General features: G+C 50.8%; 22 protein-coding genes. 12 read left to right on the top strand and 10 right to left on the bottom strand.

Going from position 1 to position 23,646, the window contains the following annotated elements; all coding sequences use genetic code 11:
* The first annotated feature begins 132 nt into the window (after positions 1–132).
* Positions 133–2,100, top strand: a complete 1,968-nt coding sequence (locus NDA02_RS14790) for an AMP-binding protein (protein WP_199296671.1) — start codon at positions 133–135, stop codon at positions 2,098–2,100.
* Positions 2,101–2,139: 39 nt separating this feature from the next.
* Here NDA02_RS14790 and NDA02_RS14795 read toward each other — a convergent pair whose 3' ends face one another.
* Entirely contained in the window at positions 2,140–3,672 is a 1,533-nt protein-coding gene (locus tag NDA02_RS14795; RefSeq protein ID WP_348255182.1) for a polysaccharide biosynthesis protein, read from the bottom strand.
* Between the two features lie 876 nt (positions 3,673–4,548).
* Between NDA02_RS14795 and NDA02_RS14800 the strand changes: the two genes are divergently transcribed.
* The 3 genes from NDA02_RS14800 (at position 4,549) to NDA02_RS14810 (ending at position 7,143) form a co-directional block, all read left to right on the top strand.
* On the top strand, positions 4,549–4,998 hold the full coding sequence (locus NDA02_RS14800) for a YlqD family protein (protein ID WP_190793004.1): 450 nt from the start codon (positions 4,549–4,551) through the stop codon (positions 4,996–4,998).
* Between the two features lie 2 nt (positions 4,999–5,000).
* Positions 5,001–6,338, top strand: a complete 1,338-nt coding sequence (locus NDA02_RS14805) for a dihydrolipoamide acetyltransferase family protein (RefSeq protein ID WP_190793003.1) — start codon at positions 5,001–5,003, stop codon at positions 6,336–6,338.
* Positions 6,339–6,789: 451 nt separating this feature from the next.
* Positions 6,790–7,143, top strand: coding sequence for a hypothetical protein (locus NDA02_RS14810; protein WP_199296670.1), 354 nt, complete (start codon positions 6,790–6,792; stop codon positions 7,141–7,143).
* Between the two features lie 86 nt (positions 7,144–7,229).
* Here NDA02_RS14810 and NDA02_RS14815 read toward each other — a convergent pair whose 3' ends face one another.
* Complete coding sequence (locus tag NDA02_RS14815; protein WP_347277898.1) at positions 7,230–8,267, bottom strand: M23 family metallopeptidase; 1,038 nt, start codon at positions 8,265–8,267, stop codon at positions 7,230–7,232.
* Between the two features lie 152 nt (positions 8,268–8,419).
* Here NDA02_RS14815 and NDA02_RS14820 point away from each other — a divergent pair, with 152 nt between their 5' ends.
* The gene (locus tag NDA02_RS14820) at positions 8,420–9,631 is read left to right on the top strand and encodes an HhoA/HhoB/HtrA family serine endopeptidase (protein ID WP_348255243.1); all 1,212 of its coding nucleotides are present in this window, start codon (positions 8,420–8,422) and stop codon (positions 9,629–9,631) included.
* A gap of 15 nt (positions 9,632–9,646) precedes the next feature.
* On the opposite strand, the gene NDA02_RS14825 is transcribed toward NDA02_RS14820, so the two are convergent.
* From NDA02_RS14825 to NDA02_RS14835, 3 genes are all read right to left on the bottom strand, one after another.
* Entirely contained in the window at positions 9,647–9,997 is a 351-nt protein-coding gene (locus NDA02_RS14825; RefSeq protein WP_190793002.1) for a DUF760 domain-containing protein, read from the bottom strand.
* A 194-nt stretch (positions 9,998–10,191) separates the two neighbouring features.
* Complete coding sequence (gene scpB / locus NDA02_RS14830; RefSeq protein ID WP_348246563.1) at positions 10,192–10,674, bottom strand: SMC-Scp complex subunit ScpB; 483 nt, start codon at positions 10,672–10,674, stop codon at positions 10,192–10,194.
* A gap of 189 nt (positions 10,675–10,863) precedes the next feature.
* The gene (locus tag NDA02_RS14835) at positions 10,864–11,715 is read right to left on the bottom strand and encodes an ABC transporter ATP-binding protein (protein ID WP_190793000.1); all 852 of its coding nucleotides are present in this window, start codon (positions 11,713–11,715) and stop codon (positions 10,864–10,866) included.
* 271 nt (positions 11,716–11,986) lie between these two features.
* On the opposite strand from NDA02_RS14835, the gene accA reads away from it, so the two are divergent.
* From accA to NDA02_RS14855, 4 genes are all read left to right on the top strand, one after another.
* Entirely contained in the window at positions 11,987–12,967 is a 981-nt protein-coding gene (accA, locus tag NDA02_RS14840; RefSeq protein WP_190792999.1) for an acetyl-CoA carboxylase carboxyl transferase subunit alpha, read from the top strand.
* Between the two features lie 594 nt (positions 12,968–13,561).
* Positions 13,562–14,296 carry an SDR family oxidoreductase gene (locus tag NDA02_RS14845; RefSeq protein WP_190794063.1) on the top strand — a complete coding sequence of 245 codons (735 nt, stop codon included), beginning with the start codon at positions 13,562–13,564 and terminating at the stop codon, positions 14,294–14,296.
* Positions 14,297–14,365: 69 nt separating this feature from the next.
* Entirely contained in the window at positions 14,366–15,097 is a 732-nt protein-coding gene (folE, locus tag NDA02_RS14850) for a GTP cyclohydrolase I FolE (protein ID WP_190794064.1), read from the top strand.
* Positions 15,098–15,876: 779 nt separating this feature from the next.
* On the top strand, positions 15,877–16,854 hold the full coding sequence (locus NDA02_RS14855; protein ID WP_190794065.1) for an HD domain-containing phosphohydrolase: 978 nt from the start codon (positions 15,877–15,879) through the stop codon (positions 16,852–16,854).
* Positions 16,855–16,897: 43 nt separating this feature from the next.
* On the opposite strand, the gene NDA02_RS14860 is transcribed toward NDA02_RS14855, so the two are convergent.
* From NDA02_RS14860 to NDA02_RS14875, 4 genes are all read right to left on the bottom strand, one after another.
* Positions 16,898–17,860: a GNAT family N-acetyltransferase gene (locus NDA02_RS14860; RefSeq protein WP_190794066.1), complete on the bottom strand. Its 963-nt coding sequence runs from the start codon at positions 17,858–17,860 to the stop codon at positions 16,898–16,900.
* Positions 17,861–17,897: 37 nt separating this feature from the next.
* Positions 17,898–18,557, bottom strand: coding sequence for a GNAT family N-acyltransferase (locus NDA02_RS14865; protein WP_190794067.1), 660 nt, complete (start codon positions 18,555–18,557; stop codon positions 17,898–17,900).
* 366 nt (positions 18,558–18,923) lie between these two features.
* Complete coding sequence (locus NDA02_RS14870; protein WP_190794068.1) at positions 18,924–19,310, bottom strand: alr0857 family protein; 387 nt, start codon at positions 19,308–19,310, stop codon at positions 18,924–18,926.
* 266 nt (positions 19,311–19,576) lie between these two features.
* Positions 19,577–19,885 carry a hypothetical protein gene (locus NDA02_RS14875; RefSeq protein WP_190794069.1) on the bottom strand — a complete coding sequence of 103 codons (309 nt, stop codon included), beginning with the start codon at positions 19,883–19,885 and terminating at the stop codon, positions 19,577–19,579.
* Positions 19,886–19,976: 91 nt separating this feature from the next.
* Between NDA02_RS14875 and NDA02_RS14880 the strand changes: the two genes are divergently transcribed.
* From NDA02_RS14880 to NDA02_RS14890, 3 genes are all read left to right on the top strand, one after another.
* Complete coding sequence (locus tag NDA02_RS14880; RefSeq protein WP_190794070.1) at positions 19,977–20,339, top strand: hypothetical protein; 363 nt, start codon at positions 19,977–19,979, stop codon at positions 20,337–20,339.
* A 169-nt stretch (positions 20,340–20,508) separates the two neighbouring features.
* Complete coding sequence (locus NDA02_RS14885; RefSeq protein WP_348246553.1) at positions 20,509–21,390, top strand: alpha/beta hydrolase; 882 nt, start codon at positions 20,509–20,511, stop codon at positions 21,388–21,390.
* Positions 21,391–21,501: 111 nt separating this feature from the next.
* Entirely contained in the window at positions 21,502–22,503 is a 1,002-nt protein-coding gene (locus NDA02_RS14890) for a zinc-binding dehydrogenase (protein WP_190794071.1), read from the top strand.
* A 368-nt stretch (positions 22,504–22,871) separates the two neighbouring features.
* Here the strand turns inward: NDA02_RS14890 and NDA02_RS14895 are convergent, their stop codons facing one another.
* Positions 22,872–23,360 carry a rhodanese-like domain-containing protein gene (locus NDA02_RS14895; RefSeq protein WP_190794072.1) on the bottom strand — a complete coding sequence of 163 codons (489 nt, stop codon included), beginning with the start codon at positions 23,358–23,360 and terminating at the stop codon, positions 22,872–22,874.
* Between the last annotated feature and the right edge of the window lie 286 nt (positions 23,361–23,646).

A 23,646-nucleotide genomic window follows, 5' to 3' on the forward strand; every position in this document is an offset into this window, starting at 1 on the left:
CAAGTCTATTGCGCTGCTGGGGCATCTCAATTGTCAATCTTGATGTGCAGCTGAGTTTCTGTCTACATTTCTCGCCGATTATAGGAGATTAAAGAGAAGCTAGGGAAACGATGTCCCAGGAGGGTGATGACGATGACAGCTGCTGCAATACAACCCACATTTCAAGACCGATTTGACTACAGCAAGGCTTCTGCTCTGCCTGACATTTGGGCAATTGTCACCCAGTCGCCCGATGTTGCTCGAACGATCGCACTGCGAGATCCCCATGGCAAGCTTGCGATCGAGTTAACCTATGGGGAACTGTATCAGCAGATTCAGTGGTTTGCGGCAGGGTTACAGTCTTTAGGAATTCAGTCTCGCGATCATATCGCGCTGTTCTCGGATAATAGTCCACGCTGGCTAGTTGCTGATCAAGGCATGATGCTAGCAGGGGTGGTGAATGCCGTTCGGGGGGCACAAGCCGATCGCGAAGAACTCCTTTTTATCCTGGAACATAGCGACAGCGTTGCGCTGGTCGTGCAGGACAAAGAGACGCTAGGCAAAATTGCGGCAGGATTCCCAGATTTGCCTTTGCGGTTTGTGATTGTGCTGTCCGACGAAACGCTTGAGCTGGAAAATCTGCGGGTGATTCCGTTCAGTGAAGTGATCGAAATGGGCAAATCCCATCCGCTTCAGCCCGTTGCCCTAAGTCGTGATATGACGGCAACCCTGATGTACACCTCTGGCACATCCGGTCAGCCAAAGGGAGTCATGCTCAGCCATCACAATCTCTTGTCGCAGGTGATGGGAGCCTATCAGGTCGCGCAGCCCCAACCCGGCGAACGAGTCCTCAGCATTCTTCCGATCTGGCACTGCTACGAGCGCACCTTTGAGTATTTCGTGCTGTCTCACGGCTGCACTCAGACCTACACCAGCATCCGCACCGTTAAAAAAGACTTAAAAGATGTGAAGCCCCATTACATGGTCGGGGTACCGCGTCTGTGGGAATCGATCTACGAAGGCGTGCAAAAGCAATTTCGCGAACAGCCGATCAAAAAGCAAAATCTGGTCAAGTTTTTCCTGGAGAAAAGCGATCGCTTCATCCGTGCCCGCCGCCTTGTGCAGGGCTTGTGTCTCGACAATCTGAAGCCTTCCATAGGAGAAAAGCTAAAAGCTTCACTGCAAATGGCAGCTCTCTGGGTCGTGCATCAAGCAGGCGATCGACTCGTGTACCGTAAAATTCGGGAGGCAACGGGTGGCGAAGTCAACTTCCTGGTAAGTGGCGGAGGATCGATCGCTGAACACCTGGAGGACTTCTACGAAATTATTGGCGTTACGATCCTGGGCGGCTACGGGCTGACGGAGACTTCACCGATTACCCATGTGCGTCGTCCCTGGCGCAATCTGCGCAGCGCAGACGGAGAACCGCTTCCCCATACCGAAACTCGCATTGTTGATCCGGAAACGCGCCACATCCTGCCGATCGGTCAACAGGGCTTGGTGCTCATTCGTGGACATCAGGTGATGCAGGGCTACTACAAAAATCCCCAGGCAACGGCAAAGGCGATCGACTCAGAAGGCTGGTTCGACACGGGCGATCTGGGTGTGGTCACAGAGTTTGACGATTTGATTATCACCGGACGCGCTAAAGATACGATCGTCCTCACGAACGGCGAGAATATTGAGCCACAGCCGATCGAGGATGTTTGTCTTCGCAGTCCTTATATCGACCAGATGATGCTGGTCGGACAGGATCAAAAAGTCCTGGGTGCGCTGATCGTGCCCAACCTGGACGCACTGCATCTGTGGGCAGTCAATCAAAATCTCGCGCTCAAGCTTCCGAGTGAATCCCCTACAAGCGGAGGCGAACCGATGCGAAACAGCTCTCCAGAAGGGGTAATCGATCTCGACAGCAAACCTGTGCAGGAACTCTTCCGGCAGGAACTCAACCGCGAAGTCAAAAATCGCCCCGGCTATCGAGCAGACGATCGCATCGGACCCTTCCGCCTGCTGTTGGAACCTTTCACGATCGAAAACGGAATGCTAACCCAAACGCTCAAAATTCGCCGAAACGTGGTGGTCGATCGCTATCGTAAGACGATCGACGAGATGTTCGTTTAATTGCCACCCATGGCATCAGTGGGTCTGTATCTTGATTGGCTAAGCAGCTAGTCGAAACGGCAGCTCGAGTGCCTCAGGATCGATGTATTGAGTGATTGCATCAACGCAGGGGGTTAGATTTTCGATTTTGTTGAGTCGTCGAAACAGACCGCTCAGCAGCAAATCGAGCAAGTCTTGATGATAGGCATCGATTTGATTGTTGTCAGACGACCAATATCTGGGATCAAAGCCCCATTTCCAGATATTCAGCAATCGGGCAGGGGGAGCTTGTTGGAAAGTGGAAGTGGCAATCGCTTTTATTGCGTCGCCTAATCCTTGCCGCAGGTCGGCTTCTGCGGTTTCCAGATTGTCTGTTAGCGATCGCAGCAGCAGCAAATGTTTTGCCAGTATCGAAGCTGAAAACGGAGCGATTTCTGACACAATCATGTCGCCTGAGGCATCGATCGATCGCCATTGGCACTCAATCACATTGATCAGCGTATTGACCTCGCTAGGCTGGCTCCAATCTACTTGACCCCGAAAAAACGGCTCTTCGTATCCAGCGACCAGCCCTTGAAAGTACAGCGGAATTTTTTTGCCAGACTGAAGACTCGTCTGAAGAATTTTGTGCAGTGCAACTTCGAGCGTTTCGACGGGCCAGCCCAGATTCCGACAGAGGAAGAATTTCAGGCGATCGGGCTGCGATAGCGCAAGCGCGTTCAACAGCAGATGGACTGCTTCACCCACATTCTGACCAACTACATAGCGGTGCGGCGCATGAACTTTGACAATTGCATCCTGCTGAAGTTTCTGGTCAAAGTACTCGCAGAACGAGCTGTTGTCCAGCATATGGGTAAACCGCACCATTCCGTAGCAGGTATGCCCTTCTCGCGATGCCTTAGCAAACTGCCACTCCGTCATTTTTTTGGTGGCGGCGTAAACTTCAGCCGTGTAATATCGCGATCCCTTCCCGGTTGAAGAATAAATGCAGTGTTTAACGCCATATCGTTCACAGAGCTGAATGATATTTTGTGAACCGCAAATATTTGTCGTCACCGTTTCACGGATTTGCTTTTCTGCCAGCCAGGGAAGCCGCTGAGCCGCTAGGTGAAACACCACTTCAGGACGCTCGGCTGCAAAAATTGCTTCTAAGTCAATCAGGTTGCGAATGTCAGCCACGTAGTAAACCACCGGAACTTCAGTGGCGATCGCGTGCTCCGGCTCAGTGCTGACCAAGCATCCAGCCTTGCGAGCATGGTCTACAGAAATAATCTTTTTTGCACCCAGGCCCGTCAGTTTTTGAATTAACGCGCCACCGACACATCCCTCACCCCCCGTCACCAGCACCGTTTTTCTCGTTAGCCGCTCGCGCACTTCTGCCTCATACAGATAAATGTTGCGCTGCCACACTTCTGCAAAGGGATCACCTTGCAGCATGCCATCGGCTTGGTATGCCTTAATGAGCTGGGCAGTTAGGCTTTGTAGCGTAGCGATCGTTTCTGGCTCCTGTGGCTCTGGCGACCCGGGCGGCACCAGTTCTTGAATCGCTGAGATAATTGCGGCTTTGCTGAGTGGGCTGATTGAGTGGTTCATAACATAAGCTCCCGGGCGATTGCACTGAACTAAAGCAAAGTTAAGAGTTAGTCGTGATATTGATGGCTAAGACTTTCCCGACTGCCTTGTTTTCTCAGCTCAAAGAGGTGTTGTAAATGCCTTCTTAACCAGGCCAGGGTTAACGCTAGCCTCATCAGCAGTCCGGCTGAAATCACTGAAAGTGCACGTCACGTCATACTTAGTAAATGACTTAACCCTGCTGTGAAGCCGTAGCGAAGAAACACTAACCCCTTTGTATCTGGTTCTAAATTTTTCTGTCGAGAGACTTCATCGAGATTTCATTCAGCTCAGGTACAGTTGCAGCCCAGCCCCTCGTAATTCATGGCTCCTGCAGAACCTTTTGAAGCTCTCATCTAGAAAAGATTTCAGTAGTCTCACGACTTCGGTGTGCGATTTTACACTAGAAATTTAGAACAGGACGCAGATCAGAATTTGGAATGGTTTCAGTCTGAAAAATTATTCAGGTTGGGTGTTTTCTACAGCTTTACGAAAACTTATCCTTCTTGTGGTTCCTCTGCTAGAGAACAAGCTGGAAGTCCTGCCGCATCGGTGTCCTGCTTCCTTCCTTGTCATTCGTGGAGGACAATGCAAAATTAAGATTGCAGAATAAGAGACAGGGCTTTCAGGACGGGCGGCGGCAACCAGGCTTGACCAACAAGTACCTGAGAAATTACGTGATTCATCTCCTGATTGATGCGCTTCTAGAGGATCGGCTTGGTGGTTTTACCCAAAGTTTTCACTAAGCGTCCATTCTCATAGAAAATAAACAATGGGCTGTTGTCACAGGAAGGACTGACGGCACAGCCGCTCTAGCGTAAAAGCTTGTTGAAAAACCTACTCTCCTAGCCTGCGTTCATGGAAATCTCCAAACCCCATCTGCTTCTAAAACGAGTTATTAATGTGAAGGTGGTCGTCACGCCGCGCTGGAAGGAAGATACCCAACAGCAATTGCAAGCCCAGATCAATCAGCTAGATGGTCAGCTTCAGCAATTGGAGATTGACGGGCAGCGGACGATCGGTGAAATTCAGCGACAAAGCACTAACCCTTCTGACCCGGTTGTGGTGCAGCAGGTGAATAACGTGCAGGTGCAAATCAATCAGCGGCGCAGCGACCTGCTCGGTAAGAAAAACCAGATTTTGCAGCAACTTCAGCAGGTGCAATTGCTCGATCTGGATCAGGAAGTCAGCACCGGACAAATTGAGGGCTTTTTCCGCGTTGAAACGGGCGACAACCTGATCCGCAAAATGCAGGTTGAACTGCTGCTGCGCGACGGCATTGTTGAGGAAATTCGCGGAGACGTATAGCCATGATTAACGAAATTTTTATGCCTGCCCTCAGTTCGACGATGACGGAAGGCAAGATTGTGTCCTGGGTAAAATCCCCTGGCGACAAGATCGAAAAAGGCGAAACCGTGGTGATTGTCGAGTCAGATAAGGCAGACATGGACGTGGAATCGTTCTATGAGGGCTTCCTTGCTACGATCGTTGTCCCGGCAGGAGAGTCAGCCGCCGTCGGAGCTGCGATCGCCCTGGTTGCAGAAACCGAAGCGGAAATCGAACTGGCAAAACAGCAAGGATCAGCAAACGCTGCTCCGGCTGAAGCCACGGCAGATGCTCCGGCGCAAATGGCAGCAGCAACCGCAGTTTCTCCTGCACCGCTGGAAGCTGCAAACGGCAACGGTACGCCCAGCCGCAACGGACGCACGATCGCCTCACCCCGCGCCCGCAAACTTGCCAAGGAACTCAAGATCGACCTGGCAGGACTGCAAGGCAGCGGACCCTATGGGCGGATTGTGGCAGAAGATATCGAAGCGGCAGCCGGGAAAACGTCTGCTCCGGTTCCTCCGGCTCCCCCAGTTTCCCCTGTACCTGTCGCTCCTGCACCCGTGGCTCCTGCACCCATGGCTCCGCCCGCACCCGCTGCCGCCAAAGCTTCGATCGTGCCCCCCGCTCCTGTCGCTCCTGCTGCGCCCGGCCAGGTTGTGCCGCTGAACACGCTGCAAAATGCTGTGGTGCGAAACATGATGGCAAGCCTGCAAGTGCCCGTTTTCCGGGTCGGCTACACCATCACAACAGACAATTTAGACAAGCTCTATAAGCAGGTGAAATCGAAGGGCGTTACTATGACGGCTCTGCTGGCAAAAGCGGTTGCTGTCACGCTGCAAAAGCACCCGATCATGACTGCCTTTTACACCGAGCAGGGTATCAACTATCGCTCATCGATCAACGTCGCGATCGCAGTGGCAATGGCCGATGGTGGACTGATTACCCCCGTGCTGCAAAACGCCGATCAGCTTGACCTCTACTCGCTGTCGCGGATGTGGAAAGATCTGGTCGATCGCTCGCGCTCAAAGCAGCTTCAGCCCGACGAATACAGCACAGGCGGCTTCACGATCTCTAATCTGGGGATGTTTGGGGTCGATCGCTTTGATGCCATCTTGCCACCCGGACAGGGAGCAATTTTGGCAGTGGGGGCTTCTCGTCCACAAATGGTCGCTACATCGGATGGACTATTTGGCATGAAGACGCAAATGCAGGTTAATCTAACGTGTGATCACCGGATTATCTACGGCGCACACGCAGCCGCATTCCTGCAAGACCTGGCAAAGCTAATCGAAACTAATCCGCAGTCGTTGACGCTGTAGGACGATCGAATGGTTAGCAATCGGTCACACCGATCGGTTAACCAATCAATCAGCAGATCATTGAACAATCAGTTAATCAATAACAAACCGAGGGGCAGCCGCCCCTTTTTTGCGGCAAAAATTGCAGAGCGAAGTAGCCATCCTGAACTGACCTCCGCTATCCCGCAGCCTCTTCTCCCACTCGATTGAATTGAGGAGGCAAAGGGGAGCAGGACGAGAAGTCCGTGGAACTCAAGGCTGCTCTATCGTTCTGGGAGCGGGATCAAGAAGGAAAGCTAGCATTCTTGCAGGCGGTCTAAAAAAGTTTCTTCTGAAAATATGCTGAGCAGATCAAGAGTTCAAGTTTCAAACTTTACCTGGAACTTGTAGAGAGAATCCGGTTTTCGTCAGACTCCAATCGCTCCTGGAGGAAAGCTAATCAAGAGTCGTTTTAAGCAAATGGAGATTTGCTGTGCTTTCTAAAATTCAGATACAGGCAATTGCTGCAATGGTTTTTGCACTGCCCTTGGTGGCGATCGGTGCCAAAAGTGCTCTGGCAGAAGACGTGCAGTTTACGCTAAACAACGCTACCAGCTACACCTTGATGGAATTTTACGCGTCTCCAACCGATGTGGAGAACTGGGAGGAAGATATTCTGGGGCTTGATGTCCTGGGGTCAGGAAAAAGCATAATAGTGACGATCGCCGACGATCGCACTCAGTGCGAATACGACATTGAGGGCGTGTTTGAGGACGGCGAATCGATTGAACAGGCTGCGGTTAATTTGTGTGATCTAAATGGCGGCATGTATCAGTTCAGTGAGTAGCGAAATTCTTTAATTGGACGCTTTTAAGGATAGGGTGGCATTGCTCACCTTACTTTTTGATTTGTCGCTTTATTTTTTACAGAAGATTACCGTCTTCCGCCCGATCGCAACTGCCGCAGATAGTTTCCCGGATCCTGCGCCACCCAGCCTAAATCAGAATTCGATCGCACTTCAAAGGTGAGGTAAGGTTGGCTTTGCCCCGAATTGCTTCCCGAATTGCCGACTGAGCTACCGCTCGAATACCCCACCGTACCGATCGTCGTACCTACGCGAACCGTCTGACCAACGCGCACATTCATCCTTTGCAGATGAGCGTATCGGGTCTGAAGTCCCTGGCTGTGATTAATCACCACCAGATTTCCATAGCCTGCCTGATTTCCCGCAAAGGCGATCGTCCCGGATCCTGCCGCATAAACCGGGGTCCCCACTGCCGCTTCCAAATTCACGCCGCTCTGAAATACCACCCTGCCGCTTGCCGGATTAAGCTGCCACCCATAGCGAGTCAAAATTGGCGCAACCGATGGCAGAGGATAGCGATCGATCGGGCTATTGGCAGTGGTCGGAGCCGGATTAGGCGACCAGTTGACCCCCGGTACAAAGACAGTCCTGGGAGCAGTCTGGCAGCCATTAATTTCAAACAAAACATCCGGACGCACGTTGTAGCGTCTGGCAAGGTTCCGCAGGCTGGTTCCGGTAGGCACATCAACCCGAATACCGTTGTAGGGCGGAATCACAATTTCGGTTCCAACAGGGGCAGAGCCGCTCCGCAGGCGGGGATTAAAGCCGATCAGCGTCGCCGGAATCAGGTTATATCGGGCAGCAATGCTCTCTAGCGTTTCGCCGGACTGGATGCGATGGCGGTTGAGCTGCGATAGGGCAGGGGCAGGACAGGTCGAAACAGAAGGGGTGGGAACGGTCAAGGTTTGAGCTTTCACAGGCTGAGTTAACGTATCCCCCCCACTGAGCCACCCGGTGAGAAAAATACCGATCGAGCTGATGCAAAGCACTTCCTCCCGCAAGGGAATCGGTCGCTTCGCTGTTCCCCTAAGGGGTAATCGCTTGGCGCAGTCCCAGGAGAATTGCAGCCCGATCGCCAACCAATTCTTAAAAAACAAGACACCCACCAAAGTTTCTTATCCTTCTACACAAGCTTGACTCAATTCTGACAAATTCTGCTTATGGTTGCGGCTAGCTGAATTGCCATTACCAATTCCCAAGCGATTCTGGTTAGTATTGGGGGAGAATATGAGCCGTGCGGATTGCGAAACAGCGAAATATGGGCTTGTCAATGAAGAACGTGGGATTTTATGCCGTCTTGCTGGCGATCGGGGGCAGTGCAGGCTGGGCAAGTGCCTACTATATGCGATCGGTCACTCGTCCGACTGAACCTACTGCATCCCCAGCACCAACCCATTCCCCTGTGCTGTTTCAGGAAACTCAGGCAGTCGCTCAGGTTCCCCTGCCGATTGGCAGCAATCAAAACTTCATTGCCGATGCTGTGCAAAAGGTGGGTCCTGCCGTGGTGCGGATTGACTCTGAACGATCGGTCGAGTCTCAGCTTCCTGACGCGCTGCAAAACCCCTTCTTCAAACGATTCTTTGGCGAAGACGTTCCCATCCCGCCTCAGGATCGGATTGAACAGGGCACGGGGTCGGGCTTTATCGTCAGCCAAGACGGGCGAGTGATTACCAATGCCCATGTGGTTGAAGGGGCAAGCACCGTAAAAGTCACTCTGAAAGACGGACGCACGCTTGACGGCAAAGTGGTGGGCATCGATCCGGTCACTGACGTTGCAGCCATTAAAATCAATGCGGCAAGCCTACCCACGGTGACGCTGGGCAAGTCAGAAACCCTGATTCCGGGACAGTGGGCGATCGCCATTGGCAACCCGCTGGGTTTAGACAATACAGTGACAGCAGGCATTATCAGCGCAACGGGGCGATCGAGTTCTCAAGTGGGCATTCCCGATCGGCGCGTTCGATTTATTCAGACCGATGCGGCAATCAATCCGGGTAATTCTGGCGGACCCTTGCTCAACGATCGCGGCGAAGTAATTGGCATCAATACTGCAATTCGAGCAAACGCACAGGGCTTGGGGTTTGCAATTCCGATCGAGACAGGCTGGCGCATTGCTCAGCAGCTATTTGACAAAGGACAGGCTCAGCACCCCTATTTGGGGATTCAAATGGTGGATCTCACATCGGATCTACGCGATCGGATTAACGAAGACCCAGAACTCAATCTAAAAATTAGCGATACGCAGGGCGTTATGATTATTCAGGTCATGAAAAGCGCCCCTGCTGAGACAGCAGGAATCCGTCCAGGCGACGTGATCCTTAAAGTGAACAATGTACCCGTTGCCACTTCTTCAGATGTGCAGCAACAAATCGAGACCAGTCAAGTCGGCGGCTCTGTCTCGGTTGAGGTCAAGCGTGGCAATGAAACAAAAACTATTCAGGTTCGCCCGATTGCCTTTCCGAATCCGTGAAAATTGGGTCTTGCCTTAGTCTTCGAGGTCAAGTCCCATCGAAATTGAGCCTTTGATGCTGGCTTCTAGCTCCATGCGCTGTTCCATGCGCCGCAGGAAGTACCCGGTCATCATTGCCGATGCCAGCAGACCTGCAAGGTTGTCGCGATCGGTTGTGACCTGCACGTTGAAGGCTTCCGAAGGCAGAACGCCAACCAAGCCCTGGACGTTTTGAGAAATAATCTGCTTAATTTCTGGGCTAACCGATCGAGCGACTCGCGCCAGAACCTCAGGAGATTGGTGCTGAAGGTACTTCAACAGTTGATTCGCCTGACCCTCTCCAGTATCACTACCGAAGAACTCAAAATCGTCAGGGTTAAACACCATAGCAAGCCTCAATTTTAAGTTACAACTGTTTGAACATTTATTGCGGTCTTGTCGATCTATTGTGCCATTGTTACCTGCTCCTGTGCCTAGTAGTCTTAAGGTAGCATTTTCGATTTGCTAAGTCCTGCCGGAAGAAATACGGAGCTGGAGAGGGGCCGGAAGCAGAAGGGGCCGGAAGCAGAGGGAGCCAAGAATCAAAGAGAGTCGGAGAGCGGGGGCAACTGGTCGACCTGAAAATACTGATAAAACTTGTCCGTGACTTGAAGCCAATAAGATCTGCCGTCGGACTGTCTCCACTTCCGCACAAAGCCCAGCTCCACTAATTCCTGAACGTGCTGATAAGCACCTGAACCTCGCAGTTCGACCAAATCGGGCTGACTGATAGAACCTTTGAGGGCGATCGCCGCCAGGGTTCGCAGTGCCCCCCGCCCTAAATCAACCGGAATCAGCGTTTGCACCAAACCTTGATAAGCTTCCCGGAGCTGAAGACAGTATCCGTCTGGCGTTTCAACCACTTCCAGCGCACTGTCTCGATGGGCGTAGTCCGCCATTAGCTCAATCATGCCTTCCTGGATCTGTGCTCGATCGCACCCAGAATATTCTGCGATTTTGGCAATCGTTAGGGGTTGAGCTTTCAGGTAGAGAATCGCTTCTATTTGTGCGGCAAGGCGAGGCATTCTGGCGCAAGGAGAAACAGATTTTGCCTGATGAGTATAGCGGATTCTGGCAAGAGGGTGAGTGAGGGGATAGGAAGGGGTGGGGTGGAGGGATAAATGAGCAAAAGAAATTGTGCCCTGACCAAAACTGACTCGGAGGGTAAAAGATATAAAGATAAAGAGAGGATGGCTAGTGTTTTGAGTGGTGAATTAGTCGAGATTGCGTCCGGTGAGTTCGACGAAGATGTCTTCCAGGTTAGAGGGGCGAATCATCATCCCTGTTTTGTCGGGCTGGTGTTCTAGATAAGTTTTCGCTTCGTCCAACGTCGGGAAAAACTGATAGTCCCAGCGATCGCCATTTTGCTTCATCACCAGTCCTTCCCCGTGTCGCTGTCGCAGTTCTTCTAACGTACCCAGCTCGATCAGCTTGCCGCTGTCCATAATGCCAATGCGATCGCACAAATACTCGACTTCCTCCATATAGTGCGTGGTGAGCAGCATTGTCATGCCCTGCTGATTTAGTCCTTTGATGATTTCCCAGAGACGGCGGCGCGTTTGCGGGTCGAGTCCAACCGTGGGTTCATCCAGAAATAAAATTTGCGGCTCGTGCAGCAGTGCCCTGGCAATTTGCAGTCTGCGCTTCATTCCACCTGATAGCGTTTTTACCATCGCATCACGGCGATCGGCTAACTCCACGTAGTCCAGCCAGCGGCTGATTTCCTGCCTGCGTTTTGCCGGAGACAAATGGTGCATGCGCGCATGAAATTCCATGTTTTCCCAGACGGTCAAATCTTGATCAACGCTGAGCTGTTGCAGCACCACGCCAATCTGTTTCTTCACGCCAAAGGGCTGCCGCACCACATCATAGCCCGCCACCACAATATCGCCTTGAGTGGGCTGCGTCAGGGTGGTCAGCATCCGAATCGTCGTGGACTTCCCGGCTCCGTTGGGGCCGAGCAAGCCGAAAATTTCGCCAGGTGCGATCGTCAAAGACAAATCGTTCACCACCTGAACGTTGTTGTAGACCTTATAAACACTATGGAGTGCAACCGCCGCCGTCATAATTGAACCATCGGGAATGAACAGTTTTGATCTTATCGTTCCATTAGCTTTACACACTTGGACAATCGCGCCTTCAAAGAGCTACGCCGCTTGAATAAACCATGAGGCAAACGACTGAAACTGGAGCCGTGAAGGGTGCGAACCGTAAGGTAAACTATTGTTTAGAGATTTCCAGCAAAACTTCCCCTAAGCTCTAGCAAGCACTCCCTCCTGGAGTGCCCCTTATCCTCTCACCCCCCTATCTTCCCACCCCTTCACCCCTCTCCCTCACATGGTCAGCACCGATCGCAAACCCATCCTGCTCGATTTTGAAAAGCCCCTGGTAGAACTGGACGCACGAATTGCCCAGATTCGGGAACTGGCAGAAGAAAATGATGTCGATGTGTCTGATCAGATTCTTCAGCTTGAGGCACGAGCGGTGCAGCTTCGGCAGGAAATTTTTAGCAGTCTAACTCCCGCCCAGCGGCTTCAGGTGGCACGTCATCCCCGTCGTCCCAGTACGCTGGACTACATTCAGGCAATCAGCGATGAGTGGATGGAGCTACATGGCGATCGAACCACAGGCAGCGACGATCGCGCACTGGTAGGCGGCATTGCTCGCTTAGAAGGTCGTCCGGTAGTGATGCTGGGACACCAGAAAGGGCGTGACACCAAAGATAACGTCAGCCGCAACTTTGGCATGGCGTCTCCAGGCGGCTACCGCAAAGCACTGCGCCTGATGGATCACGCCAATCGATTTGGAATGCCGATTATTACTTTTATCGATACGCCTGGAGCTTATGCAGGCTTAGAAGCGGAACGGCTGGGACAGGGAGAAGCGATCGCCGTCAATTTGCGAGAAATGTTTCGCCTGGAAGTGCCGATCGTTTGTACAGTGATTGGCGAAGGCGGATCAGGTGGTGCGCTGGGCATTGGCGTGGGCGATCGGCTCATGATGTTTGAGCATTCGGTCTATACCGTTGCCAGTCCTGAAGCCTGCGCGGCGATTCTCTGGAAAGATGCCAGCAAAGCTCCCCAAGCAGCTGAAGCGTTGAAGATTACCGCAGCAGATCTGAAGGCACTCGGCATTCTAGATGTAATTTTGCCGGAACCGATCGGGGGAGCGCATTCTGCCCCGCTTGCTGCCGCTGCCACACTGAAGCATGCTCTGCTGGATAATCTCCAAACACTAAGCCAAATGACCCCGCATCAGCGACGTGAACTCCGCTATCAAAAGTTTCGCCAAATTGGTCAATTTCAGGAATCGGCTTAATTTGTCTAATGCGATCAATGCTCAACCTGAATTAGCACAATTCCTGAGCCTTGCTCTAGCACTTAGCTGAGGCAAAACTGTGAAACATATCAGGAAATTTATCGGACGAAAGTTGCTCGACCTGGAATTGCACTGCAAGAATCGTCTAAGATCAACGATGAACGTTCAAAGTCACCTACCTGCGGAAGGAATTCATAGGAAAAGTGATGATCGATCTGCGAACACCCGACCGCCAATGCTATAATTTTTATGTAACATTTGTTTACATAAAACCTTGCTGCTGACGCAGGTTAACTGGTTCAAACTCAGGAGGATAGGCAGTATCGCGATCTGCCTGCACCTCTTTGATCTTTTATCAGTTTAGTCTCTGTCCCCCGTCCATTTCTGGCGCAGCACTGTACTTCTTCCAGTTCCCAGATTCAATGTTCCATCTGTGAACCTGCTTTTTCAAGGCAATCGGCTTTTTGCATAAGCGCATCTGACTTGGGGTTAACCGATTCTTCTCCAAAATGGGTTTATCCGCCACGGCTTCGCTAGATATTTCTCTAGCAGGTATTTTTCGCTCGCTCCTTCTGCAAGTATTTGGAAAATTTCATGACCGCTCAAATTCCTGAACGTGCCCATCAACGTGCTTTAATCACGGGCGCAAGTAGTGGCATTGGCAGAGCAACTGCGCTTTTATTTGCCAAAGCCGGAATTGATCTGGTGCTTGTAAGTCGCTCCCAGAGTGCCTTAGATGCAGTTGCCCATGAGGTCACTCAGCTGGGCGTTCAGGCTGACGCTTATTCGATCGATCTGGCAGCGATTGATTCGATTAAAGCTCAGTTTGAAGCGATCGATCACAAAACGCCGATCGATATTCTGGTTAACAATGCTGGAATGGGCTATACGGGAAACCTGATCGATACCCCTCTATCGGACTGGCAGCAGGTGATCAACCTGAATTTGACGAGCGTGTTCCAGTGCATTCAAGCCATTCTGCCCGGAATGCGACAGCGTCGGGGGGGCATGGTGATCAATGTGGCATCGATCGCTGGCTATCAGGCGTTTCCCGGATGGGGCGCATACAGCGTCAGCAAAGCGGGACTGATTTCCCTCTCTAAAATCCTGGCGGCAGAAGAGCGGGCAAATGGGCTTCGGGTCGTTACGGTTTGTCCAGGTTCAACCAACACGCCGATTTGGGATACAGAGACGGTACAGGCAGATTTCGATCGCACCCAAATGCTCACGCCCGATGTGGTGGCGCAAACCATTCTGCATGCTGCCCTACTGCCGCCCGGTGCAGTGGTGGAGGAACTCACCGTCATGCCCAGTGGCGGAGCTTTGTAAAACCTCTTTCACCCCTTTTGATTTGTTTCTGACATCTAATTTGATTCTGAGATCTACCCTTACTGAACTATGACTATTGCTTCTTCTAACGGTTTCAACGGCGGTCCCTCTCCCCAAGCAAAAGATTCAACGGTGGCGGATTCGGCTAACAATGTCACTCGCGTCACGACTCGTCCCGATCGCACCACTCGCTCTGGTGAAGAGGCAAAGCTGTATCCGATCCCAGAAAGTGCTCAAGAAACAATGATGGCAGCGGTGCACGATATGCTGGTCAGCGTTGGCGAAGACCCAGAGCGCGAAGGATTGCTGAAAACGCCAAAGCGGGTGGCTGAGGCAATGCGGTTTCTCACCAGCGGCTACCAGCAATCGCTCGAAGAACTGGTGAACGGAGCCATCTTTGACGAAGGGCACAATGAGATGGTGCTGGTGCGCGACATTAATTTCTTTAGCCTGTGCGAACACCATATGCTGCCGTTTATGGGCAGAGCGCACGTTGCCTATATTCCAAACCAGAAAGTCGTTGGTCTGAGCAAGCTTGCCCGCATTGTCGAAATGTATTCGCGGCGGCTTCAGGTGCAGGAGCGTCTAACGCGCCAGGTCGCAGAAGCAGTGCAGGAAATCCTCGAACCCAAAGGCGTAGCGATCGTAATGGAAGCGACTCATATGTGCATGTCGATGCGCGGTGTGCAAAAACCCGGTTCCTGGACGGTGACAAGCGCGATGCTGGGTGTTTTTCAGGAAGATTCAAAGACCCGCGAAGAATTCCTCAGCCTGCTCCGTCATCAGCCTGCTTTCTTCTAAGCTTGCTTCTGGGACGATCGCCAATTTTGGTCTGATAAGGTTGTTTGATCAGCCTCAAAAGTTTTACATCGCCCCTCCGAGTCCGTTGATCTGAGGGGTTTTCAGTTTGGTTGAAGTGTACTTAGAAGGGTACTCTAAAAGGGTACTTCAAAGCTTAAGGAGAGCTACTCTGCATCCCTTTTATCAATAAAGCTCGACATGGAGCAGCCTGTTACGAAGGTTTAGTTTGAGGATTGCTTGTGTACTCTCAGCGAGGGAAATAGAAATGCAAAGGTTGACGCAGATTTATTGCTCTCAGGAGTCTAACGGGCTTTAGCGGTTGGAGTGTTAATTACTTATTTGATAGAATTTATCTGATAGGTTTAAGACTTAAACTGCTTCTGCAGTATCGTTTGCTTTGTTCTGATTTCGTTTTGTCCTGATTTTGTTTTGTCTGCGTCGAATTAGTTCAGCCTGATTGCCTCAGCTACAGGTTAGGCGAGAATTAGTTTTTGTTTTTTGGAAAGGTAGGCTTGAATCGACGACTATCATCCTCAATGTGAATCGATATTAGACGAGATTCAGTGTTATGCCGATTGACGGTGTCCATGAGGTACTGCGATATCAGTAAAAAACCTGATCCTCTACCTATCCTGATTGAACATACTGGTGAAGATACAAAAGTTAAAGCCGCTAAACGCTAAGAGAAATTTTGTGCAGCACCAACTCGCGTTTCAGAACGCTGAAGAAGTTGTCTACCCTCACTCTTCACTGTTTATATTCGTAAGTGAGACATTCCTGTGAACCGCTTCGATTCAGATAGACCCAAGATTCTGGTTGTTGACGATCACCCCTCCAGCAGAACGACTGCGGTTGCATTACTCTCAGTTGAAGGCTACGAGGTTTTAGAAGCTGAAAATGGGCAAGCTGCTCTCAATTGCCTTGCAGGAGCCAATCCCGATTTAATCCTCCTAGACGTGATGATGCCGGGAATGGACGGCTACGAAGTGTGCCGACAGCTTAAGCAAGATGAGCATACACGCTTAACCCCCGTAATTTTTGTGACGGCTCTGAACGATCGACGCGCCCGGCTTCGAGGTATTGAAGCAGGCGGAGATGATTTCCTCTCCAAACCCTTTGATCAGCTAGAGCTATCTGCACGAGTGAAGTCGCTGATTCATCAAAAACGCCTCAACGAAGACCTGGATCATGCGGGAAAAGTGCTGTTTTCGATCGCCCGGACGATCGAGAGTCGCGACCCTAACACGGGCGACCACTGCGAGCGACTGGTGCAGCAGGGTAAAGCCTTTGGTGAGTTTTTGCGGCTTCCTCGCAACGAAGTGCGCGACTTGTCGTGGGGAGCCTATCTGCACGACATTGGCAAAGTCGGTATTCCTGATGCAGTCTTGCTGAAGGCTGGCAAGCTCAGTGACGCCGAATGGGAAATTATGCGACAGCACGTTTTAATTGGTGAGCAAATTTGCCAGCCGCTGCAGACGATGCGGGGCGTAACGCCAATCATTCGCCATCATCATGAACGCTGGGACGGGTCAGGCTATCCCGATCGGTTAAGGGGTGATGAGATTCCTTTTCTGGCGCAGGTGTTTCAACTCATTGATATCTATGACGCGTTGACGCATGAGCGCCCTTACAAACCCGCTTTTAGTCCCCAAGAATCACTGGAGATTATGATGCAGGAAACCAGCAAGGGCTGGCGAAACCCGGATTTGATGAAGCGGTTTGCTGACTTTGTTTGTAGTCACGCTGCAGCGGCTTGAGCCGTCTTCTAGTTTCTAGTCTTATCGAGAAAAGGTTTGAGAATTAGGTAATCGCCTTGCTGTAAGTCAGCCAGGTTTTAATTGGTTCAAAGCCAATCGACTCATAGAGCGAAAGTGCCTGATTGGGGTTGTTTAGATCCACGCCCAGATGAGCGATTTCCATTTCGATCGATCGCAAGCGATGCAGTCCGGCAAGAAGCAGGGCACGTCCTAACCCCATCCGGCGAAAGCCGCGCCGCGTTCCCAGAGCGTTAACCCAGCTAATTGGCTGTGGCTGGTGTTTGTTCGCTTCGGACTGAGACGAGCAGAAGCAGAAGCCCGCATAGGTTCCGTCAGGGGCAACGGCAACGAGATCCAGTTCAGGACGATAGTTTGGCTCTGCTAACCAGTGCTGCAACTGTTCGATCGTTAAAGGATGAAAATTCCAGTGGTCGATAAAGGTCTGGTTGTACAGCTCCACGGAAGCGGCCTCGTCTAGCTCATCGCACCCGTCCAATAGTTGATATCCGACAGGAAAAACCGGATCGGGAATGGGATCAAGCAACGATCGCCGCATGGTGAAGAACTGCCGCTCCAGCACAAAACCAGCTGTTTCGATAATCGCAATGCGATCGTGAAAAATATCCTGGCTGCCGCATCGCAAAATCGACTCCTGCTGGCGGATCTGCCCTACCTGCCGCATTCGCGCTTCTGCCCAGGCGATCATTTCTGGCTCCAATCCCTGATAGCGACGATCGGGATGCACATAGAGACAGAGGTAGCCGCTCAGGTTTGGATCGTCTGCTTGGGGAAGCCAGATCTGAGCCACTGCCAGAATTTCTCCTGATTCCTCCCAGAGGCGCATATCTCGCATTGGGTCGAAGCCAGGAGAACCAAGCTCTTGCTTAACTTCTTCGATCGTGGAAAGTTCCTCTTCGCGATCGGCGGCTTCGCACTGGTTAATCAAATTTGTCAAGGGCTGAAGGTCAGCCTGACCAGTATAGGGGCGAGCAGTTAAGGTTAGCATTGGTTTCTCCTGGAAAAGTACAGGGAGATCAGTTTGATCAGTTTAAGGAGTGCGACCGATCGGACTGATAAATATCAGAATGACCACTTACTAATGTGGTCTTATCTTTTAAATCAAGCGTGATCAGCGAAACTTCGGAAACATCAGACGGTGAATATTTGAAAGAGGGTAAATCTAATTTTTTGAGTCCCAATTTGAGATAAAGGTTACCGGGATCAGGAAAGGCAACTGCCGTCAACACATAGTCAAAGGTTTGGCAGATTTGCTGATAGGTTGAACGAGCAAGGTGGAGCAAAATCCTTGAAGTATGACGATAGCGAGGATGAATGACTAATCGGGTCACTTCTAGATTATTTGATTGTTTTAGAAGAGCTGGAATTGCATGATAGCGTTCTAGCTCAAAGCGATCGTCTAACGGAGTACAAAACCGCCAGCAGGCAATCAGGCGATCGTGATGAAACGTGCCAAACCACTGAGAAGCTGAGTCATAGTCATCCACAAAAATTAGATCATTCTGCCAGGTTCCAAACCGAATTCCAGAGGGATTGTTTACCTCAGGAACCCAACCCATCTCCTCAACAAAAACTTGATAAACTAGCCTTTGGGCAAGCGGAAATTCTTCCTGGGTTAAGGCTCTGCTGATATAAGCATGATTTGACTTTTCGGCAGATTGCGATCGCTGAATTAAACCTTTCATCTTGAATGTCCTACTTCCAGGAAATAAACGCATTACTTCCGATGAAAGTAGGAGACATTGCCTACGAACAGATACTAACAGCCATTAGGGAAAACGAGCGATTTGCATCTAATCAATGTTAGGGATGTTTGAGAAGTAACATTCATCAGGCGAACCACTCCCTAACCCCCTAACCCTGGGAAACGTAGCCCTCCTCAGGATTCTCAAAGTCCCCCGAAAGCCAGGGGATTTAGAGAACGATATAGAACCTTTAAGATTTCTCAAACAATCCCTTAATCAATTAAAATTTCTAACTTCTAAAGTTCAAGCCACCTCCACAGTAGACAATCAAAGAAATTCAAGACAAAACTACGATTCAAATCCCTCTCAATATTTGAGCGGAGAGATTTCCATTTCTGACATTTGCCATAGTTCAAACAACAACGATTCAATCGCCTGATCGATCGCTATCACAAAAACGCCTTCGGCTTCGTGAGCTATAGACGCAATCCAGATTCCCCGCAGGCTGATTTCGACCGATCGATGGTCAGCAGGCGTGATAGTAATTTCTTGCTCGGTGCGGTGGATCAGGCGATGCAAGCGGATTAATCCTTGCAGGTTGGCGGGCAGCAGAAATGAGGCGGCTCCTGGCTCCAGGTGAAAGCACTGGCTGGTTCGCAGGGAGAGCGTCAGCCGCAGGTGTAGCCATTCCTCGATCGATTCCGGCACAAGTTCCAGGTACAATCCTGTTTCGGTATAGGTCAATTTCAGCATGACCAAAAGACTCCGGGGCAGTTCAAGAGTTCAGCAAAAACTTCAGCAGCGAAATTGCAGATCGAAATTGCAGATCGAAATTGCAGCAGAACTGGAGACGGAATACCAATTCGTAATTCGTAACTCGGAATTGCGGGTTTACTGGATTGAGTGAATTGATATGGGGGGGTATTGAGGCAACTGATGAGTGCAATCGATTTAGACAGCAACAAGCCCCGCCTCCAAAAATCCGTAAGAAGCGGGGGATTAAAACTCAGATTGAGGATTTAACAGGGTGTTGATCCAGCAAATAACTGCCATCTTGCCCTCCCGCTTTGCCTGAATAAATGACTTTCTGGCTGTTCCAGCAGTCCTGCTTCAAATCGGGTAAAAAATAGTGGTGCAAATCGTAGTGCGAGTCGCAGTCGCAGCAGGGGCAGCCCCGATAGGAACAGTGGATAGAGCCAATACTGTGCGTCCAGGTTCTCGCCATGATTAAATTCACGATCGAAATCGTCGCCACGCAGAGCTAGCCGCATCTCTGCCGCGAAAACGAGCGACTGAACCAGAGCGATCGAGAGCAATGCGTTCATCATGGCTAAACCTCGCAGGAGGAAAACTTGCATCTTTCAGATAACATACTACACTTGTATTACGATGATGTCTACATAATTGGAGAAGAAAAGCATGTACACGCTGAATCGCACCGCAACGACAGAAATGGAAGTGACGAGCATTCGGCTAGAGCGCGAACTGAAAGACAAACTGAAAGAACTATCCGGCAACCAGGGTTATCAAGCCCTCATCCGCGACATTTTGTGGAACTATGTGCATCAGAAGTCCGGCGATGCTCAGCCTGTCTTATCGCGATCGGACATTCGCATCACAGTGCAGGCGCAAGCCACTCAGGAAGAACGATGTGCCCTCACGGGTCAATTCATTAAACCCCAGGAGCCAATGCTTTTGGGACTTACGACCAGCGGCGAGATGGTTCCCCTCAGTCTTCACAGTCTCGATTACCCCACAGGGGGAGCTGCTTCGCATCGTTGACGTTCAAGAATTTTCCCAATTCGCTTCAGATCACGCTACCGGGGTAGAGTTGGTTCGCCGCTCTGCCCTGATTGCGTCTAAGGACAAATTTCCCTGCTAAACGTGAACGATCGACACAAAGCGATGAGATAACCTTTCTGTTTGATATCGCTAAGTATGGGTAAATGTTATGAACGTATTGATTACACCTCCCGATCGGCAAACCGGAATGCAGCTTCGCGATGGTCGTGTACTAGCTTGGTCGGAATGGGGAGCGACTGAAGGATTGCCTGTCTTATTCTGCACCGGAGCTGGGATGAGCGGATCACTGGGATTTGGCACAAATTATCTCCTAGAGCTTGGTTTAAAACTTATTGCCATTGATCGTCCTGGTTTAGGTGCATCCGATGCTCACCCCACCAAAACACTATCGTCGTGGGTTTCAGATATCCAGGAATTAATTGAGGCACATCACCTCATGAACGTTACCGCCGTAGGATTTTCTCAAGGCGCACCTTTTGCATTTGCGCTGGCAGGAGCAGGGCTAGTCGAGGCAATCGCGATCGTATCAGGGCAGGATGAGCTAACCCATCCCCAAATCAGACCGCTTTTGCATTCTGATGTTTCGCGAATGATTGCGGAAATTGAACAGGATGCAGCAGCATTTGAGCAATACTTTTCGCAAATCGCAACTCCAGAAGGGTTATGGCATCTCATTATTGAAATGAGTGCAGCGTGCGATCGATCGCTTTATCTCAGTGACTCATTTGGCAGAGCATATCAGCATTGTTTGCAAGGGGGATTTGCACAGGGAACACAAGGTTATGTACGGGATCTGGTCAATGCGCTCAGCCCCTGGACGATGAAGCTAGAGGAGATTAAAATTCCCGTAGACCTTTGGTACGGTGGTTTAGACACCAGCACCGTTCACTCCCCAGATTCTGGGACGACCTTGGCTCGTCGTTTACCAACAGCTTCGCATACGGTCGAGCCAGCAGCAGGTGGTTCAATTCTCTGGACGCGAGCGCAAGCAATTTTGACCCAACTCAGATCTCATCTGTTGACCGAATAGACTGAATAGAGCTTCGTTTTATTACAAATTCGTCATCAAAAAATTTGTATTGGACTCCTCTAAACCTAAAATGGCTCCGTTATCCTGAAATGGACGAGTAAGAAACAAGCTGTGAAAGCCATTCTAATGACTTCCCCTGGTAGTCCCGAAGTCTTGCAGGTACACGACGTACCACCGCCACAAATTCGGCAAGCGCGGGAACTGCTAATTCGTCTCAAGGCAGCAGGCATCAACCCGATCGACACCAAACTGCGGCAGCGCGGCACTTTCTACCCAGAGCAAATGCCCGCCATTCTGGGTTGTGATGGAGCAGGAGTTGTCGAGGCAGTTGGCTCTGGTGTACAGCAGTTTCGCGTAGGCGATGAAGTGTATTTTTGCAACGGTGGCTTAGGAGGGCATCCTGGCAACTATGCGGAATTTGCGATCGTCGATGAGCGATTTGCCGCGCTAAAACCCAGCTCGATCGGCTTTACAGAGGCAGCAGCGGCTCCCCTGGTGCTGATTACAGCATGGGAAGCATTATACGATCGGGCGCGGTTGGAAGCAGGGCGCAAGGTTTTGATCCATGCGGGGGCGGGAGGTGTAGGTCATGTGGCAATTCAACTGGCAAAGCTGGCAGGGGCAACAGTTTGTACCACGGTCAGCACGCCGGAAAAGGCAAAGTTTGTGCGGCAGCTTGGAGCAGATCACGTCATTTTTTACCGGGAGACTGACCCAATCGAGGCAGTGCTGAATTGGACAAACGGCGAAGGCGTGGATTTAGCCTTTGATACGATCGGCGGTCAAGTGCTGTCTCAAAGCTTTGCCCAAACTGCGGTTTATGGAGACGTGGTAACAATTCTCGCCCCTGATTCTCAGACCGATTGGAAAACAGCTCGCGATCGAAATTTGCGCGTGAGCTACGAACTGATGCTAACCCCCATGCTGAGGGGCATGACCCAGGCGCAGCAAGATCAGGCAAAAATTTTGCGGCAGTGTGCCCACCTGATCGACCAGAAGGACCTCATGATTTACCTGAATCGAACGTTTCCGCTTGCAGAAGCCGCTGCCGCCCATCGATTACTGGAAATGGGTTCGCTCATGGGCAAGCTCGTTTTGCTTACAGAGCCGTAATTCGTCCACCGTAGCTATTCTGGCAGAACCTCGCTTGGTTCCGGTTGTCACAGTTCCCCTTAATCACAGTCCCCCCTTAATCAGGGATTTAGGCATGGGAAATTCAGGGCAACATCGACAACTTACAACTTTTCAAAAATCCTTCTTTGCAGAGCTTCGGTGCAGGACAGGACACACCATACAAGACAGAGCAAAAAAAGAGACACGCGATCGTGCCTCTCACAGGTGAATGAGAACTCAACCAATCAATAAATTGAGAATCAATTGAATGAATATGCCTTAAAAGAAAGTTTGACCAGAAGCGTACTCAACATCATGAGATTACTTCGAGTCAAACCTTCTCCGCGACAGGAATGCGCTTTTAGCAATTATTGCATCGGCTTTTCGTGTGCCTTTTCCTGAGCGAAATCTTTCAGCCGCTCGACCACATTGTAAGCACCCGGACCCGGAGACTCGTTTGATGCAACTCCTTCAATCGAACCTTCGATTTCGCGCCATGCCTTAAGTCCGCCCTTTAGTTCCGCAACATGCTGGAACCCTGCCTGACGGAGCAGTTGAGCCGCTTGTGCGCTTTGCTCATCGTCATTGCCATAAACATAAAGATCCCGCTCTTTGCGGATGGTTGATTCTGCCAATCCTGGTACTTTATCCATCGGCATTGTCATTGCGCCCAAGATACGGCAATCGTTGAATGCGTCGTGGTCCCGCACGTCCAGAATTGTCAGACCCGGCTCTCCCCACTCTAAACGAGACTTCAGCTCATAAGCGGTGGCTTGGGAATGAAATTCTGGGGGCGTGGGGGTAACATCGGGCAGGTTATCTTTTGCCTTTACAATCAAGTCTTGAATGTTGTCCATTGTTTTTTGTGTTTATTTTTTGTTAATCACCTTTCAAGTGATAACGATAAACAAGTTGCTTGAATGCTGCCTCTCCCCTGGGGGATAAGACAAATTTGCAGCCAAAATCGAAAGAGAGAAGTTATCCTCTGCGTGTGCTGCGAGCAGGCAGAAGCAGCGTGATGAAACGGGCTTCAGACAACCGTTTTTCGCCCCTCACTCCTGGGAAAACGCTTTCGATTTAGTTCTTGCCAGAGGGTAGGCGATCGGTTTAGGTTAAATGCTGCAACGCTTATCAGCAGTTTTT

The organism is Leptolyngbya sp. ST-U4 (assembly GCF_039962215.1).
In the GTDB taxonomy this organism is placed as follows: domain Bacteria; phylum Cyanobacteriota; class Cyanobacteriia; order Elainellales; family Elainellaceae; genus Leptolyngbya_A.